Annotated in this window: 13 protein-coding genes; 7 read left to right on the top strand and 6 right to left on the bottom strand. The window is 57.9% G+C overall.

Annotated features, from left to right (window positions below; translation table 11 throughout):
• Positions 1 to 74 precede the first annotated feature (74 nt).
• The 3 genes from pgm to ACSOSI_RS06360 all read left to right on the top strand — a co-directional run bounded on the left by pgm (position 75) and on the right by ACSOSI_RS06360 (position 2,859).
• A complete protein-coding gene (pgm, locus tag ACSOSI_RS06350; protein WP_259190725.1) occupies positions 75 to 1,718 on the top strand; it encodes a phosphoglucomutase (alpha-D-glucose-1,6-bisphosphate-dependent) in 1,644 nt (547 codons plus the stop codon).
• 185 nt (positions 1,719 to 1,903) lie between these two features.
• A complete protein-coding gene (locus ACSOSI_RS06355; RefSeq protein ID WP_476706715.1) occupies positions 1,904 to 2,560 on the top strand; it encodes a PadR family transcriptional regulator in 657 nt (218 codons plus the stop codon).
• The gene (locus tag ACSOSI_RS06360; RefSeq protein ID WP_368460220.1) at positions 2,560 to 2,859 is read left to right on the top strand and encodes a DUF3861 domain-containing protein; all 300 of its coding nucleotides are present in this window, start codon (positions 2,560 to 2,562) and stop codon (positions 2,857 to 2,859) included. Before ACSOSI_RS06355 ends, ACSOSI_RS06360 begins: the two co-directional genes overlap by 1 nt.
• 27 nt (positions 2,860 to 2,886) lie before the next feature.
• On the opposite strand, the gene kdpE is transcribed toward ACSOSI_RS06360, so the two are convergent.
• From kdpE to ACSOSI_RS06390, 6 genes are all read right to left on the bottom strand, one after another.
• Positions 2,887 to 3,576 carry a two-component system response regulator KdpE gene (kdpE, locus tag ACSOSI_RS06365; protein WP_012005681.1) on the bottom strand — a complete coding sequence of 230 codons (690 nt, stop codon included), beginning with the start codon at positions 3,574 to 3,576 and terminating at the stop codon, positions 2,887 to 2,889.
• 18 nt (positions 3,577 to 3,594) lie between these two features.
• Positions 3,595 to 6,288 carry a two-component system sensor histidine kinase KdpD gene (kdpD, locus tag ACSOSI_RS06370; protein WP_012005682.1) on the bottom strand — a complete coding sequence of 898 codons (2,694 nt, stop codon included), beginning with the start codon at positions 6,286 to 6,288 and terminating at the stop codon, positions 3,595 to 3,597.
• Positions 6,289 to 6,364: 76 nt separating this feature from the next.
• Positions 6,365 to 6,934, bottom strand: coding sequence for a potassium-transporting ATPase subunit KdpC (gene kdpC / locus ACSOSI_RS06375; protein WP_476706716.1), 570 nt, complete (start codon positions 6,932 to 6,934; stop codon positions 6,365 to 6,367).
• 19 nt (positions 6,935 to 6,953) lie between these two features.
• Complete coding sequence (gene kdpB / locus ACSOSI_RS06380) at positions 6,954 to 9,023, bottom strand: potassium-transporting ATPase subunit KdpB (RefSeq protein WP_012005684.1); 2,070 nt, start codon at positions 9,021 to 9,023, stop codon at positions 6,954 to 6,956.
• Positions 9,024 to 9,178: 155 nt separating this feature from the next.
• Positions 9,179 to 10,867 carry a potassium-transporting ATPase subunit KdpA gene (kdpA, locus tag ACSOSI_RS06385; RefSeq protein ID WP_012005685.1) on the bottom strand — a complete coding sequence of 563 codons (1,689 nt, stop codon included), beginning with the start codon at positions 10,865 to 10,867 and terminating at the stop codon, positions 9,179 to 9,181.
• Positions 10,867 to 10,956 carry a K(+)-transporting ATPase subunit F gene (locus tag ACSOSI_RS06390; RefSeq protein ID WP_004949718.1) on the bottom strand — a complete coding sequence of 30 codons (90 nt, stop codon included), beginning with the start codon at positions 10,954 to 10,956 and terminating at the stop codon, positions 10,867 to 10,869. Before ACSOSI_RS06390 ends, kdpA begins: the two co-directional genes overlap by 1 nt.
• Positions 10,957 to 11,400: 444 nt before the next feature.
• Here ACSOSI_RS06390 and ACSOSI_RS06395 point away from each other — a divergent pair, with 444 nt between their 5' ends.
• The 4 genes from ACSOSI_RS06395 to ACSOSI_RS06410 all read left to right on the top strand — a co-directional run bounded on the left by ACSOSI_RS06395 (position 11,401) and on the right by ACSOSI_RS06410 (position 15,153).
• Positions 11,401 to 11,607, top strand: coding sequence for a YbfA family protein (locus tag ACSOSI_RS06395; protein WP_012005686.1), 207 nt, complete (start codon positions 11,401 to 11,403; stop codon positions 11,605 to 11,607).
• A gap of 143 nt (positions 11,608 to 11,750) precedes the next feature.
• Positions 11,751 to 12,704: a YbgA family protein gene (locus tag ACSOSI_RS06400; RefSeq protein WP_261138247.1), complete on the top strand. Its 954-nt coding sequence runs from the start codon at positions 11,751 to 11,753 to the stop codon at positions 12,702 to 12,704.
• Between the two features lie 15 nt (positions 12,705 to 12,719).
• Positions 12,720 to 14,150, top strand: a complete 1,431-nt coding sequence (gene phrB, locus ACSOSI_RS06405) for a deoxyribodipyrimidine photo-lyase (protein ID WP_476706717.1) — start codon at positions 12,720 to 12,722, stop codon at positions 14,148 to 14,150.
• A gap of 22 nt (positions 14,151 to 14,172) precedes the next feature.
• Positions 14,173 to 15,153 carry an MBL fold metallo-hydrolase gene (locus ACSOSI_RS06410; RefSeq protein WP_012005689.1) on the top strand — a complete coding sequence of 327 codons (981 nt, stop codon included), beginning with the start codon at positions 14,173 to 14,175 and terminating at the stop codon, positions 15,151 to 15,153.
• Positions 15,154 to 15,162 lie beyond the last annotated feature (9 nt).

A 15,162-nucleotide genomic window follows, 5' to 3' on the forward strand; every position in this document is an offset into this window, starting at 1 on the left:
TAGCGAACAGCCCGTCATGGTGGCCGTGAGCGACATATTGCCAGGCCGCAGGACAGGGATAGGGAGATATGTCGATGGCGAATAATCCACGTGCCGGGCAGCCGGCTCAGCAAAGCGATTTGATCAACGTAGCCCAGCTGACGTCGCAGTACTATGTACTGCAACCTGAAGCGGGCAATGCAGCACACGCGGTGAAGTTCGGCACTTCGGGCCACCGCGGCAGCGCTCTGCGTCATAGCTTTAATGAAAACCACATTCTCGCTATTGCGCAGGCGATTGCGGAAGTCCGCCATCAGCAAGGGGTGACCGGCCCATGCTACGTGGGTAAAGACACTCATGCGCTGTCCGAGCCTGCCTTTATTTCTGTGCTGGAAGTGTTGACCGCCAATGGCGTCGATGTTGTCGTGCAGGAAAATAACGGCTTCACGCCAACCCCTGCGGTATCGCATGCCATTTTGTGCCATAACCGCAACGGTGGGGCATTGGCCGACGGCATCGTTATTACCCCGTCTCACAATCCCCCGGAAGACGGTGGCATCAAATATAACCCGACCAACGGCGGCCCGGCCGACACCAATCTGACCTCGGTGATTGAAAAGCGCGCCAATGAACTGCTGTCTTTGCAGCTGCAAGGCGTTCAGCGTCAGTCATTGGACAAGGCCTGGAACAGCGGCCGCGTACACGCACAAGATCTGGTGCAGCCGTACGTCGAAGGGTTGGTGGATATTGTCGATATGCCTGCTATCCAGCGTGCCGGCCTGAAGTTAGGCGTCGATCCGCTTGGCGGTTCCGGCATTGCCTACTGGCAGCGTATTGCCGAGCATTACAAGCTGGATCTGACGCTGGTGAACGACTCTATCGATCAGACCTTCCGCTTTATGCACCTGGACCACGACGGCGTGATCCGCATGGACTGTTCGTCAGTGCCGGCGATGGGTGGTTTGCTGGCGCTGCGTGACAAGTTCGATCTGGCGTTCGCCAACGACCCGGATTACGACCGCCACGGCATTGTTACGCCGAAGGGCCTGATGAACCCGAACCATTATCTGGCGGTGTCCATCAACTACCTGTTCCAGCATCGTCCACAGTGGGGCGCCGATGTGGCGGTGGGCAAAACGCTGGTTTCCAGTGCAATGATTGACCGCGTGGTCGCCTCTCTGGGCCGTAAACTGGTGGAAGTGCCGGTGGGCTTCAAATGGTTTGTCGACGGCTTGTACGATGGCAGCCTGGGCTTTGGCGGTGAAGAGAGCGCTGGGGCATCTTTCTTGCGTTTCAACGGCAAGCCTTGGTCTACCGATAAAGACGGCATGATTATGTGTCTGTTGGCGGCGGAAATCACCGCAGTCACCGGTGAAAACCCACAAAATCACTACGAAGATCTGGCCAAACGCTTTGGCGCACCGAGCTACAACCGCATTCAGGCGCCGGCAACCTCAGCGCAGAAAGCCGCGTTGTCCAAGCTGTCACCGGAAATGGTCAAGGCCGATACCCTGGCGGGTGATCCGATCACCGCACGTCTGACCGCAGCACCGGGCAATGGCGCATCCATTGGCGGCCTGAAAGTGATGACTGACAATGGCTGGTTCGCAGCGCGTCCTTCCGGTACCGAAGAGGCTTACAAGATTTATTGTGAGAGCTTCCTGGGGGCCGAACATCGCGAAAAGATCGAGCACGAAGCGGTCGAAATCGTCAGCGCAGTGCTGGCTTCCGCCAAGTAATTTTTCGCCATTTCCGATGAAAGCGCTGTTTTTACAGCGCTTTTTTTATGCCTGCAATTTAGATATATCTATTTTACGAACAGCGCTTGCGCATTTAGATATATCGATCTAGATTAGCTATATCGAAGTCGTTTAGATATATCTAAACCACCTCGTCAACTAACTATCTATTGAGAGGTATAGCTATGTTTCACCGTTTAGATTCACACCGTCGTCATGGTTGCCATCCTGACCGCGAAGAAGGGCACTGTCATCATCATCGCCGCCGCGGCGGACGTCATCACTTTGGCGGCGATCACGGCGAAGAGCATGGCCGGGGCGGACGCGGCGGTCGTGGTGGCCGTCACCGCATGTTTGAACATGGGGACCTGCGGTTGGTGCTGTTGGCGCTGGTGGCACGCAAACCGAGCCACGGTTATGAACTGATCAAGGCCATTGATGAGGCTTCTTCCGGTCTGTACGTGCCAAGCCCGGGGGTGATTTACCCGACCCTGACGCTGTTGGAAGAACAGGATTTCCTCGAGCCAATCACCAGCAGCAACGGCCGCAAAAGTTATCAAATCACCGAACTGGGCCAGAATGAATTACAAAAGCACCAGGCCGTTGTCGACGTGATCCTGGCCCGTTTGGCAGGTGCCGATCGCGGTCATCATCATTACGGCAATCTGGCAGAGGGCATCTCTGATGCCATGAACCGCCTGCGCAGTTTGTTACGCGGCAACGTGATGCGTGCCGATCTTTCCGCGCAGCAGGTGGAACGCATCAATGCTGCGTTGCTGACCGCCGTGGCGGCGATTGAAAGCGAAATGAACATTACCCCGACGGCACAGGAGAATGAATAATGCCAGGCCACCGTTTCCGCATCACCGTTGAAGCCCTGAGCGATCGCAAAGGCGAGCCGGTCGATAAAGCGCCACTGAGTTTTGAAGTAGAAAACCACGACGACATTCTTGGCATCGTTGAGCGCATCAAAGCGCGTGAAGATCTGAACTTTGGCGAGAACAACAGCGCGGCCTTTGCCGTTGGCCTGAAACTGTTTTCCGAAGTGATGATCGAAAACCGCAAGCATCCGGTATTTGCACCGCTGCGCGAAGCGTTCAAGGAATTTATGATAGGGTTGAAGAAAGGCCCACAACAGTAGGGGCGCCGCATGCTGCGCCCATTAACTTCAAGGCATAAAGCGGTAACCGACGCCGGTTTCGGTCAGCAAGTGTTTTGGCCGGGCCGGGTCGGCCTCCAGTTTCTGCCGCAGATGGCCCATATAAATTCGCAGATAATGGCTGTGTTCGACGTAGTTCGGCCCCCACACGTGGCTAAGAAGCTGCCGCTGGGTCAACACCTTGCCGGAGTTGGCCAGCAACTCGGCCAGCAGTCGAAACTCTATTGGCGTCAGATGCAAATCTTCCCCCTGGCGCAGCACCCGGCGATTAATCAGATCTACGGTGATTTCTGAGAAGCTGACCAACGGGCTTTCCTGCAGGCTACCGGAATGACGTCGCAACGCGACCCGCACGCGCGCCAGCAATTCGCCAATACCAAATGGCTTACTGAGATAGTCATCCGCCCCGGCGTCCAGCGCGGCGATTTTGTCTTCCTCAGCGTTGCGTGCCGACAACACGATCACCGGAATGGCGCTCCATTGGCGTAAATCGCGGATATAGTTAAGCCCGTCGCCGTCCGGCAACCCCAAATCGAGAATAATCAGATCCGGTTTACGCGTGCCGGCTTCAATCAGCCCGCGTTGCAGCGTTTCGCTTTCAAACACCCGCAGGCCTTCACTTTCCAGGGCGGTACGGACGAAACGCCGGATCTCTTTTTCATCTTCAACAATCAGAATATTGGTTGGCGTGTTGCTCACAAGACTCCCGGGACTTGATTAAAGATCAAAGGCTTCGCTGTCTATTTCTGGCGGTTTCTCCAGCGGTAGCACAAAGCGGAAACTGGCACCGCCGTTGGCACCGTTTTCGGCCCAGATGCGGCCACCGTGCACTTCAATAATGGCACGGCAAATCGCTAACCCCAAACCCACGCCGGGGATCGCCGACTCTTTATTGCCGCGAGAAAATTTATCGAAAATAAGCTGCATTTTCCCTTCGGGAATGCCCGGCCCATCGTCCCAGACTTCGACTTCCAGCCACTCTGGCAGAGTATGGGCACGAATACCGATAGTAGCATCGTAGCCGGCATATTTATTGGCATTTTCCAACAGGTTAGTGAACACGCGCTCCAGCAGGCTGCCGTCGCAATTAACCAATACCAGCTCCGCCGGTAGCTCAACCTTGATTTGATGCTGAGTCATCAGCGGCTCCAGCATATGCAGCGATGCGCCGACGATCTCTTCCAGCGATTGCCACTCTTTGCGCAGGTTGAAACCGCCGGATTGAATGCGCGCCATATCCAGCAGGTTGTTCACCAGCCGGGTGGTGCTCAGCACCTGCTGGCGGATCTGACTGGCCTGGGTCGCATGGTTGGAGCCTTCCGCCGCCAGATCGAGCGTCAGAATTTCCGCTTGGCCGAACAGCACCGTCAGCGGAGTGCGTAAATCGTGGGACAGCGCCGCCAGCAGCGAGTTGCGCAGTTGTTCGCGTTCGGCGTCCAGTTTTGCTTCCTCGGCGCTGCGCGCCAAATGCAAGCGTTCCAGCGCGCTGGCAATCAATACCGCAAAAGTCTGTAGCAGCCGCTGTTGTTCCGGCACCATCAGCTGACGCAGGTTGCTGGGCTCGATGGCCAACAGGCCAAAGGTTTGTTTCGACGTGGCTAACGGCAACAGTTGATAGGGAACGCCGGGCAGGGTATCGGTACCGGCTCCGGCCGGCATGCCCTTGTCGAAACTCCAGCGCGCAATAGCCTCATCTACCGACAGCAGTCCGCCGGTTTCCCCGACCATTTGCTGCAGCTTGCCGTCTTCCTGTGGCAGCAGCAGCACGGTTTTGGCCTGGAAACTGCTGGAGAGGAAGTGGCGGCTGGTTTTGGCGATGTCTTCGGTGGTCAGCGCCTGGCTCAGCCCGCGGGAGATCTCATACAGATGACGAGCCCGCTGTTCGCGGTAGCGCGCCACCCGCGCCTGATAACGTACGCCGGCGGTCAGGTTACCGATAGTGATGCCGACCGTCAGCATCACGCCGAAGGTCAGCAGATATTGCATATCGCTGACGGCAAACGACCATTCCGGCTGGACGAAAAACAGGTCAAAACTGGCGACGTTGATCACCGCCGCCAGCACCGACGGCCAGCGGCCGAAGAACAGCGCGACAATGGCCACGCCAAGCAGGTAAACCATCACCAGATTGGCCTGATCGAAGCCCGGCAGCAGCCACTGGGACAGCAGAGTGATCAGGGCGCAGAGTGCGACGGCGACGGCACAGCCACGCAGTTGCATACGCCATTTCTCGCCAAAGTTGCGGCTGTCGTGTTCTTTGCCTGGCTGCGGGGGGCTGTCGTTTTCCAGCGCGACAATCACCAGATCGAGGTCCGGACCCAACTTGCCGAGGCGATCGGCAAAGCTGCCGCGTAGTTTCCAGCGCTGTTCGCTGCGACGACCGATAATGATTTTGCCCAGGTTGTGCTCACGGGCGTAACGCAGCACCGCGCGTTCTTCATCAGGTTCGGACAGGGTAGCGGTTTCGGCACCCAACTCCTGCGCCAGCCGCAGCGCTCGCAAAATTGCCCGGCGCTGGCTCTCCGGTAAACGGTGCAATTTGGGCGTTTCGACATAGACTGCGTGCCAGTGGCAGCCCAGCCGGGCCGCCAGGCGGGCGGCGATACGCACCAGTTTCTCGTTGCCGCTGTTATGGCCGACGCACAGCAGGATACTGTCGCGGGTGTGCCATACGCGTTCACGCCCCTGAGTGTCGCGGAAGGCGCGCATCTGGTCATCGACCCGATCGGCGGTGCGGCGCAATGCCAGTTCGCGCAGGGCAATCAGATTGCCCTTACGGAAAAAGTGCTCGATGGCACGTTCGGCCTGACCGGGGATATACACCTTGCCTTCATTCAGACGCTGGCGCAGATCGTCCGGCGGCAGGTCAACCAGCACCACCTCGGTGGCTTCGTCGAACACGTGATCGGGCACGGTTTCACGTACCCGCACCCCGGTCACGCCGCCGACCACGTCGTTCAGGCTTTCCAGATGTTGTACGTTGACGGTGGTCAGCACGTCGATACCGGCATCCAGCAGCTCTTCGACATCCTGCCAGCGTTTCGGATGGCGCGAGCCATGGGCGTTGCTGTGCGCCAGCTCGTCCATCAGGATCAATGCCGGGTGGCGAGCCAATGCGGCGTCGAGATCAAACTCTTGTACCATTCTGCCGCGATACTGAATGCGCTTTTGCGCCAGCAAATCCAGCCCGCCCAGCAGCGCGGCGGTTTCGCTGCGGCCATGGGTTTCCACTACGCCGACCAGCACGTTCAGCCCCTGGGCACGCAGCCGCTGGGCTTCCTGCAGCATGGCGTAGGTTTTGCCTACCCCGGCACAAGCGCCGAAGAACACCTTCAGGCGGCCACGGGGCTTTTCATTGGCCAGCGCCAGCAGGCTGTCAGGGTCGGGGCGCTGTTGTTCCTCTTCCACCATCGGAGTTCCTTTTTGCAGCAACGTAAAGCGGGTCCGGCACGCCGGACCCGTTACTTATCCTTTAACACGCGGGGCATTATTTCAATGCGTCGAGTGCCAGATTCAATTTCAGCACGTTCACCACCGACTCACCCATAAAGTTGGGGGTGGCCTGATCGGTGCTTTCATCAATCAGTTTGGCGATTTGCTCCGGTGCCAGTTGGCGCGCCGCAGCCACCCGCGCCAGTTGATACTGTGCCGCCGCAAGAGAGATCTGCGGATCCAGACCGCTACCGGACGCGGTCAGCAGATCGACCGGGATCGGGCCTTTCATTGCCGGATTAGCCTGGCGCAGCTGTGCCGCACGCTCGGCTATGGCTTTATCCAGCGCCGGGTTGGTGGCGGCCAGATTGCTACCGGCAGACGCCATGGCATTATAGGCCGAATCAGCGGTGGCAGAAGGGCGGCCCCAGAAATACTCGGGTTTGGTAAAGCTTTGGCCGATTAACGCCGAACCTACCACTTTGTCGCCCTGGTACAGCAGCGAGCCGTTGGCCGCGCCGGAGAACAACAGCTGCGACAGCCCGGTGGTCAGCAGCGGGTAGGCGATACCGGTAATCAACGTCAGCAGGATCAACATCACCAGTGAAGGTCGTAAATAAGACATTTTCATTTCCTCTTAATGATTAACCGGCGATATGCAGCGCGACCAGGAGCAGGTCGATCAGCTTGATACCGACAAAGGGCACCAGCAGACCGCCCACGCCATAAAGCCACAGGTTACGACGCAGCAGCGCAGCGGCGCTCATTGGCTTGTAACTCACCCCTTTCAGCGCCAGCGGGATCAGGAACACGATCACCAGGGCGTTGAAAATAACCGCCGACATAATGGCGGAAGCGGGGGAGTGCAGATGCATCACGTTCAGCGCGTTCAACTGTGGATAGGTTGCCGCGAACGCCGCCGGGATGATGGCGAAATACTTGGCCACGTCGTTGGCAATACTGAACGTGGTCAGCGAACCGCGCGTCATCAGCATCTGTTTACCGATATGCACCACTTCAATCAGCTTGGTCGGGTTGGAGTCCAGATCGACCATGTTGCCCGCCTCTTTGGCGGCCTGGGTACCCGAGTTCATCGCCACCGCCACGTCGGCCTGTGCCAGCGCCGGGGCGTCGTTGGTGCCGTCGCCGGTCATCGCCACCAGACGGCCTTCAGCCTGGTATTGGCGGATCAACGCCAGCTTGGCTTCCGGCGTCGCTTCCGACAGGAAGTCATCCACCCCGGCTTCGGCGGCAATGGCGGCAGCGGTCAGTGGGTTATCGCCGGTGATCATCACCGTTTTGATGCCCATTTTGCGCAGTTCGACAAAGCGTTCTTTGATACCGCCTTTGACGATATCCTTCAGCGCCACCACCCCCAGCACCCGTGGCCCTTCGGCCACCACCAGCGGCGTACCACCGGTGCGTGCCACGCTGGCCACCAGGTCGTCTACCGCCTGCGGGAAGTGGCCCTGATTGGACTCCACGTGACGGCGAATGGCATCCACTGCGCCTTTACGGATCATGCGGTCCTGCACGTTGACGCCGCTCATGCGCGTTTGGGCAGAGAAGGGCACGAAGGTAGCGTTCAGCGCCTGCAGGTCACGTTCGCGCAGATTAAAGCGCTGTTTGGCCAGTACCACAATGCTGCGGCCTTCCGGCGTTTCATCCGCCAGTGAAGATAGCTGCGCGGCGTCGGCCAGTTCCTGTTCTTTCACTCCCGGTGCCGGCAGAAATTCGGATGCCTGACGGTTACCCAGCGTGATGGTACCGGTCTTATCCAGCAGCAGTACATCCACGTCACCGGCGGCTTCCACCGCACGGCCACTGGTGGCGATGACGTTGGCGCCCAGCATCCGGCTCATCCCGGCCACGCCGATGGCGGACAGCAGACCACCGATGGTGGTCGGGATCAGGCAGACCAGCAGGGCCACCAATACGGTGATACTGACCACCGAACCGCCGTTGGCGGCGTCGACGCTGTATTGCGAGAACGGGAACAGCGTAGCGGTCGCCAGCACGAACACCAGGGTCAGCGCCACCAGCAGAATGGTCAGCGCCACCTCGTTCGGGGTTTTGCGGCGTTTTGCGCCTTCCACCATGGCGATCATCCGATCAAGGAAGGTTTCGCCCGGGTTGACGCTACACTGCACTACCAGCCAGTCGGACAGCACGCGGGTTCCGCCGGTGACCGATGAGAAGTCGCCGCCGGACTCACGGATCACCGGTGCGGACTCACCGGTAATGGCGCTTTCATCCACCGATGCACCGCCTTCCAGCACTTCGCCGTCGCAGGGAATGGTGTCACCGGCCTCGACCAGCACCACGTCACCCTTGCGCAGGCTCTCGGCGGAGACTTTCTCGGTGGCACCCTCACGGCGCGGTCCGGCCAGTTTCTTCGCCCAACTGGTTTTCTTGGTGCCTCTCAGGCTTTCCGCCTGAGCTTTGCTGCGCCCTTCGGCCAGCGCTTCGGCAAAGTTGGCGAACAGCACGGTGAACCACAGCCACATGGCAATGCTGCCGGTAAAGGCGGCGCTGCCGTCGGTCTGTTTGGCGAGGATCGCCAGCCAGATGGCCGTGGTCAGAATGCTGCCGATATACACCACGAACATCACCGGGTTACGCCACTGGGTACGCGGATCCAGCTTTTTCAGCGCATCGATCAGCGCGGTACGGACCAGTGCCGGTTCAAACAGCGCGCGTTGTTTGCGAGTCATCTTTTATTCTCTCTTCCTATTTCATTCCCTATGGATTTCGAGCTGCAGCTAGGCGACCAACTCGCTCATCCCCAGGCGCTTACTTGAGTAAGTAACTGGGGTGAGCGAGTGCAGGTAACAACGCTGCGGCTCGAAAGGCGACGGGAATGCGTCGGTTATTTGGTCAGCCAAAGTTGCAAATGCTCAGCCACCGGTCCCAGCGCCAGCGCAGGCACGAAGGTTAATGCGCCCACCAGCAGCACGGTGCCGACCAGCAGGCCGATAAACAACGGCCCGTAGGTTGGCAAGGTCCCGTTGCCCGCAGGCTGGCGTTTCTTGGCGCACAGCGAACCGGCAATTGCCAGCACCGGCAGGATCACCCCGAAGCGGCCGACGAACATGGCAAAGGCCAACAGCAGGTTGTAGAACGGCGTGTTGACGCTCAGCCCACCAAAGGCGCTGCCGTTGTTATTGGCGGCGGAGGACAGGGCATACAGCACTTCGCTGAAACCGTGCGCACCCGGGTTAAGAATGCCGGCGCGGCCTACGTCGGTAGAGATGGCCAGTGCGCTGCCCAGCAACACCAGGGTCGGCGTGACCAGGATCGCCAGCGCGGTCATTTTCATGTCATAGACGTCGATTTTTTTGCCCAGATATTCCGGGGTACGCCCAATCATCAACCCGGCGATAAACACCGTCAGCAGCACGAACAGCAGCATGCCGTACAGGCCGGAACCGACGCCGCCGAACACCACTTCACCAATCTGCATCAGCCACATGGGCACCATGCCGCCCAGCGCGGTGAAGGAGTCATGCATGGCGTTGACGGCCCCACAGGACGCTGCGGTGGTGACCACCGAGAACATGCTGGTGGCGAGAATGCCAAAGCGCGATTCCTTGCCTTCCATATTGATATTGCTGGCACTGCCCAATTCGCTCAGATGCGGGTTACCGGCCAGCTCGGCGTACATCACCACTACGACGGCCACCACGAAGATCAGCGACATCGCCCAGATCAGCGCATGGCCCTGACGGTTCTCACCGGCCACCTGGCCGAAGGAAAAGCACAGCGCACAAGGGATCAGGAAGATCGCCAACATCTGCACAAAGTTGGTCAGTACGGTCGGGTTTTCGAACGGATGAGCCGAGTTGACGCCGAAGAAGCCGCCGCCGTTGGTGCCGAGCATCTTGATCGCTTCCTGAGAGGCAACCGGCCCCATTGGCAGCGTCTGCTGCGCGCCTTCCAGCGTGCTGATATGCAGGTAAGGCAGGAAGTTTTGCAGCGTGCCCTGGCTGACGAAGAACAGCGCGATCAGCAGCGAGATCGGCAGCAACACGTACAGCGTTATACGGAACACGTCGATCCAGGCATTACCTATGGTGGCGCTGGAACGGCGGGTGAAGGCACGAATCAACGCAAAGGCCACGGCGATACCGGTAGCGGCAGACAGGAAGTTCTGCACTGCCAGCCCGGCCATCTGGCTGAGGTAGCTGAGGGTGCTTTCACCGCTGTAGGCCTGCCAGTTGGTGTTGGTGACAAAGCTGACGGCAGTATTGAACGCCAGATCCCATGACAGACCGGGGAAACCCTGCGGGTTTAGCGGCAACGAGCCTTGCGTCATCAGCAGCGCAAACAGCAGCGCCAGGCCGAGCAGGTTGAACCACAAGATTGCCAGCGCATACTGCCACCAGTTCATTTCAGCGGTGGTATTGCCACAGCAACGCCAGACGGCGGCCTCCACCCGACGCAGCGCGGGTAAAGGTTCACCTTCGATCAGGCGCGCCAGGAAACTGCCTAACGGCCGGGCCAGCAGCAAAAGCACCAGCATAAAGCTGGCAATCAATAAAAAGGCTGAAGCTGCCATCAGAAATCCTCCGCATTGAACAGGGCATAAACCAGATAGCCCAACAGCAGCAGGACCAACAGCGCACCACCAATAACGCTGATACTCACAGGACACCTCCAGAGGTGTAGTTTTTGATAAGGCGAGTGTAGGGAGGGCGGTAGAAAGAAGATGAAAAAATAGCGCTGGCCGGTGTAAAAAAAGTATAAAAATGGCTGAAATTACAGCAGAAAATGGCTTTTTAGCCTCGATTTTGGGGGGCGTAGCGCCGTTGGACTCCTGTTTGGGGGCGTGAAGATGAAGGTTTGCGTAAACAGGGTGTAAATAACCATAATGTAACCGATGGTTAGTTAATTATTAACTTGTGTGTAACAAAATTACGTGATGACGCATTTAATTGCGATTTTTTGACCAGTTTAGTGGTCGGATGAGTAGTAAACTTTCATCAATTGCGCTAAAATTTTGTCCAGTTACCAAATCATCCCGTTTTAATGGTTTACGCCAGTGCTGTTTGCAAGACAAATCAACGGCCGGGCGTTTTTAAGGAGGTTCGCATGTCTATCTACCCAGCTTATTCATTGCATCGGATTCTCCTGCGTCGCAGCGCAGTGATCCTGGCAGGTGTGTTGGCTTTACCGGTAATGCTTTTCCGCAGTGACCGTGCTCGTTTTTACAGCTATTTGCACCGCGTCTGGTCAAAAACCAGCGATAAACCGGTCTGGCTGCAGCAGGCGGAACTGGCGGCCTGCGATTTCTACTGATTGCCGCCGTTGTCCCCTGAAACCCTCGCTTCGCAGCGGGGGTTTTTTTATGGGCGCGGTTCGGTCATTGTGTTGGTAAGGTTCGTCCTGAGAGGGAAATTCCTCTACACTTTTAACATCATCCAACGCTGCGGGAGCCCATGATGAGTGACAAAATTCCGGTCGGGATCAGCGCCTGCCTGCTGGGTGAAAAGGTGCGTTTTGACGGCGGCCATAAACGGCTGGCCTTCGCGGTGGAACAACTGGCGCCCTATGTGCGGTTTGAGGCGATTTGCCCGGAAATGGCGATCGGCCTGTCGACCCCGCGCCCGGCGCTGCGGTTGATCAAAAAACAACATCATGTCGCGCTGCGTTACAGCAATGACGACAGTATCGATGTGACCGACCAGATGCAGCAGTTTTCCACCCAGCGTATTGCTGCTTTGCAGCATCTGTGCGGCTACATTGTCTGCGCTAATTCGCCAAGCTGCGGCATGGAACGGGTGCGGCTGTATGATGAGGGCGGTGCAGGCGCGCGTAAAAGCGGCGTCGGGTTGTTCACCGCCGAACTGCAGCGCCAAATGCCCTGGCTGCCGGTGGAAGAAGACGGACGCCTGAATGACGCAACGCTGCGGGAAAACTTTGTCGAACGCGTTTATGCCTTGTATGAGTTGAACATGCTGTGGCGCAAGGGGCTGACTCGTGGTGGGCTGATCGCCTTCCACAGCCGTTATAAGCTGTCGCTGCTGGCGCACTCACAGCCGGAATACCGTGAGCTGGGGCGCTTTGTGGCTGATGTGGATAAATGGGAGTCGCTGGAGGCGTTCGCCATTGAATACCGCAGCCGTCTGATGAGACTGTTGGCGCACAAGGCGACGCGCCGCAACCACACCAACGTGCTGATGCACGTACAGGGTTATTTTCGCAGTCACCTGAGTTCCGCGCAGCGTCAGGAACTGGCGCAGTTGATCGACCGCTATCGGCAGGGTGTGCAGCCGCTGCTGGCGCCGATTACTCTGCTCAAACATTACATGGCCGAATACCCCGATCGCTATCTGGCCGATCAGCGTTATTTCGAGCCCTATCCCGAGGCGTTGCGCCTGCGTTATGGCCATTAATTGACAAGGAGTTTTATGACCACGCATCTGGTCTGGTTGCGTAACGATCTGCGTATTACCGACAACAAAGCGTTGCATGCCGCTTGCAGCGATCCCGACGCCCGCGTGCTGGCGGTGTTTATCGCCACCCCGCAACAATGGCGACAGCACGAAATGGCCCCCCGTCAGGCTGCATTTATCCATGCCAACCTGCTGCAGGTGCAGCAGGCTCTTGCCGAACGCGGCATTCCGCTTGGCTACCACCAGTGTGATGATTTTGCCGCCTCGGTTGACTGGCTGACGGCGTATTGCGCGCAGCAGCAGGTGGATAGGCTGTTTTACAATCGCCAGTACGAAATCAATGAGCGCCAGCGCGACCAACGGCTGGAACAGCGCTTGTCCGGGCAGGCGATTTGCCAGGGTTTTGATGACAGCCTGCTGTTACCGCCGGGTAGCGTGCAGACCGGTAGCGGCGAAATGTACAAAATCTACACGCCGTTTCGTAAAGCCTTTATCCAGCGTCTGACTGAATCCGACATTCAATCCTTGCCTGCGCCAAAACCACGGGTAGGCGGCGCATTACCGGTAACCGCTATCCCAGAGGCATTTGATTATCCGCCGGCAGAGCCGAACGAGGATTTCCCCGCCGGGGAAGAAGCGGCGCTACAGCGGCTACGCAGCTTTTGCCGTGAGCAGGTGCAGGATTACCTCGAGCAGCGGGATTTGCCCGCCATTGCCGGGACCAGCAGCCTGTCGCCTTATCTGGCAATTGGCGTGTTGTCGCCGCGCCAATGTTTTAACCGCCTGCGAGCTGAATGTCCGCAACTGCTGGAAAATCATGACAGCGGTGCCTTCGGCTGGCTCAATGAGCTGATCTGGCGCGAGTTTTATCGGCATTTGATGGTGGCCTATCCCGCGTTATGCAAGCACCGTCCCTTTATCGAATGGACGGATAGGGTACGCTGGCAGGATAACCAAGAACTTTTGCAGGCCTGGCAGCAGGGCGTGACCGGTTATCCGATTGTCGATGCAGCCATGCGCCAATTGAATACCACCGGCTGGATGCACAACCGATTACGCATGATCAGCGCCAGCTTTCTGGTGAAAGACTTGTTGATCGACTGGCGTGCCGGTGAAAGCTATTTCATGTCACAGTTATTGGACGGCGATCTGGCAGCCAATAATGGCGGCTGGCAGTGGGCTGCCTCAACCGGCACTGACGCTGCGCCGTACTTCCGCATCTTTAACCCGACCACTCAGGGCGAACGTTTTGATCCGCAAGGCACTTTTATCCGTAAATGGTTGCCCGAGCTGGCGGATGTACCGGACAATGCTATCCATCAACCCCATCGCTGGGCAGAACAACAGCAGCGCGTGCTGGATTATCCGCTGCCGATCGTCGACCACAAACAGGCGCGGCTGGAGACGCTGGCGGCCTTTGAAGCGGCGAAGCGCGGGGAATATTAAGGCAACAGCAAGGAGCGAAATAATGATGAAAAAGGTGCTGGCCCTGTGCCTGAGCGGCTATTGCGCCCTGGCGCAGGCCGGCTTTGACGTGGTGGCGCTGGGCGTGGACGGCGGCGTGGGGGGCGGCAATCTGACCTCCTACCTGATCCGCAGCGACAATCAGACGCAGTATCTGGCGCTGGATGCCGGCTCACTGCTACCGGGCATCGCCAAAGGGCTGGAAAAGGGCAGTTTCCCGCAGGTCACCCCTGAACTGGCTGCGCCTTATACCCCGCAGGGCTATATCTTCCGCCAGTTAATCGGCGCTTACTTTATCAGCCATGGTCATCTGGACCACGTGGCCGGGCTGATTATCGGTTCGCCGGAAGACAGTAAAAAGAATATCTATGCCCAGGTCGATACCATTTTGACCCTGCGTAATCATTATTTTAACTGGAAGGCCTGGCCTAACTTCACTGATTCCGGCAACGGTTCGCGACTGGGGACTTACCGGTTGCAAACGGTACGGCCACAGCAGCGCGTGACTCTGGGCATGACTGGTTTGAGTGGCGTGATGTATCCGCTCAGTCATGACCGCTACCCCTCTTCGATGTTGCTGGTGTCCGATCGCAGCGGCTCTTTCGCCTATTTTGGTGATACCGGAGCGGACGCACTTGAGCAGTCGCGCAATCTCGATAGCGCCTGGCGTGCGCTGGGGCCGTTGATTGAGCAGAAAAAGTTGAAAGGGATGATTATCGAAACCTCCTATCCCAATGAGGTGGAAGATAAAAACCTGTATGGCCACCTGACACCGGCGTGGCTGCAAAAAGAGTTGAAGAATCTGACTCAGTACAGCGGCGGCGAAGGCTCGCTGAAAGATTTCCCGGTGGTGATCAGCCATATCAAGCCCAGCCTGAAGCAGGGCGAAGACGTGCGTGCGACCATCAAACAGCAGTTGGAACAGGGTAACAGCCTGGGCGTAAAATATATCCTGATGGAACAGGGCGACCGGCAGACATTTTGAATTGAAGAG

The sequence above is a fragment of the Serratia sp. AR11 genome, assembly GCF_056376275.1.

Excerpts from the sequence above, each read along its gene's own strand:
- pgm (WP_259190725.1), top strand. The coding sequence starts at position 75 with ATGGCGAATAATCCACGTGCCGGGCAGCCGGCTCAGCAAAGCGATTTG.
- ACSOSI_RS06395 (WP_012005686.1), top strand. The coding sequence starts at position 11,401 with ATGTCTATCTACCCAGCTTATTCATTGCATCGGATTCTCCTGCGTCGC.
- phrB (WP_476706717.1), top strand. The coding sequence starts at position 12,720 with ATGACCACGCATCTGGTCTGGTTGCGTAACGATCTGCGTATTACCGAC.
- ACSOSI_RS06400 (WP_261138247.1), top strand. The coding sequence starts at position 11,751 with ATGAGTGACAAAATTCCGGTCGGGATCAGCGCCTGCCTGCTGGGTGAA.
- kdpC (WP_476706716.1), bottom strand. The coding sequence starts at position 6,934 with ATGTCTTATTTACGACCTTCACTGGTGATGTTGATCCTGCTGACGTTG.
- kdpB (WP_012005684.1), bottom strand. The coding sequence starts at position 9,023 with ATGACTCGCAAACAACGCGCGCTGTTTGAACCGGCACTGGTCCGTACC.
- ACSOSI_RS06355 (WP_476706715.1), top strand. The coding sequence starts at position 1,904 with ATGTTTCACCGTTTAGATTCACACCGTCGTCATGGTTGCCATCCTGAC.
- ACSOSI_RS06410 (WP_012005689.1), top strand. The coding sequence starts at position 14,173 with ATGATGAAAAAGGTGCTGGCCCTGTGCCTGAGCGGCTATTGCGCCCTG.
- kdpD (WP_012005682.1), bottom strand. The coding sequence starts at position 6,288 with ATGGTGGAAGAGGAACAACAGCGCCCCGACCCTGACAGCCTGCTGGCG.
- kdpA (WP_012005685.1), bottom strand. The coding sequence starts at position 10,867 with ATGGCAGCTTCAGCCTTTTTATTGATTGCCAGCTTTATGCTGGTGCTT.
- ACSOSI_RS06360 (WP_368460220.1), top strand. The coding sequence starts at position 2,560 with ATGCCAGGCCACCGTTTCCGCATCACCGTTGAAGCCCTGAGCGATCGC.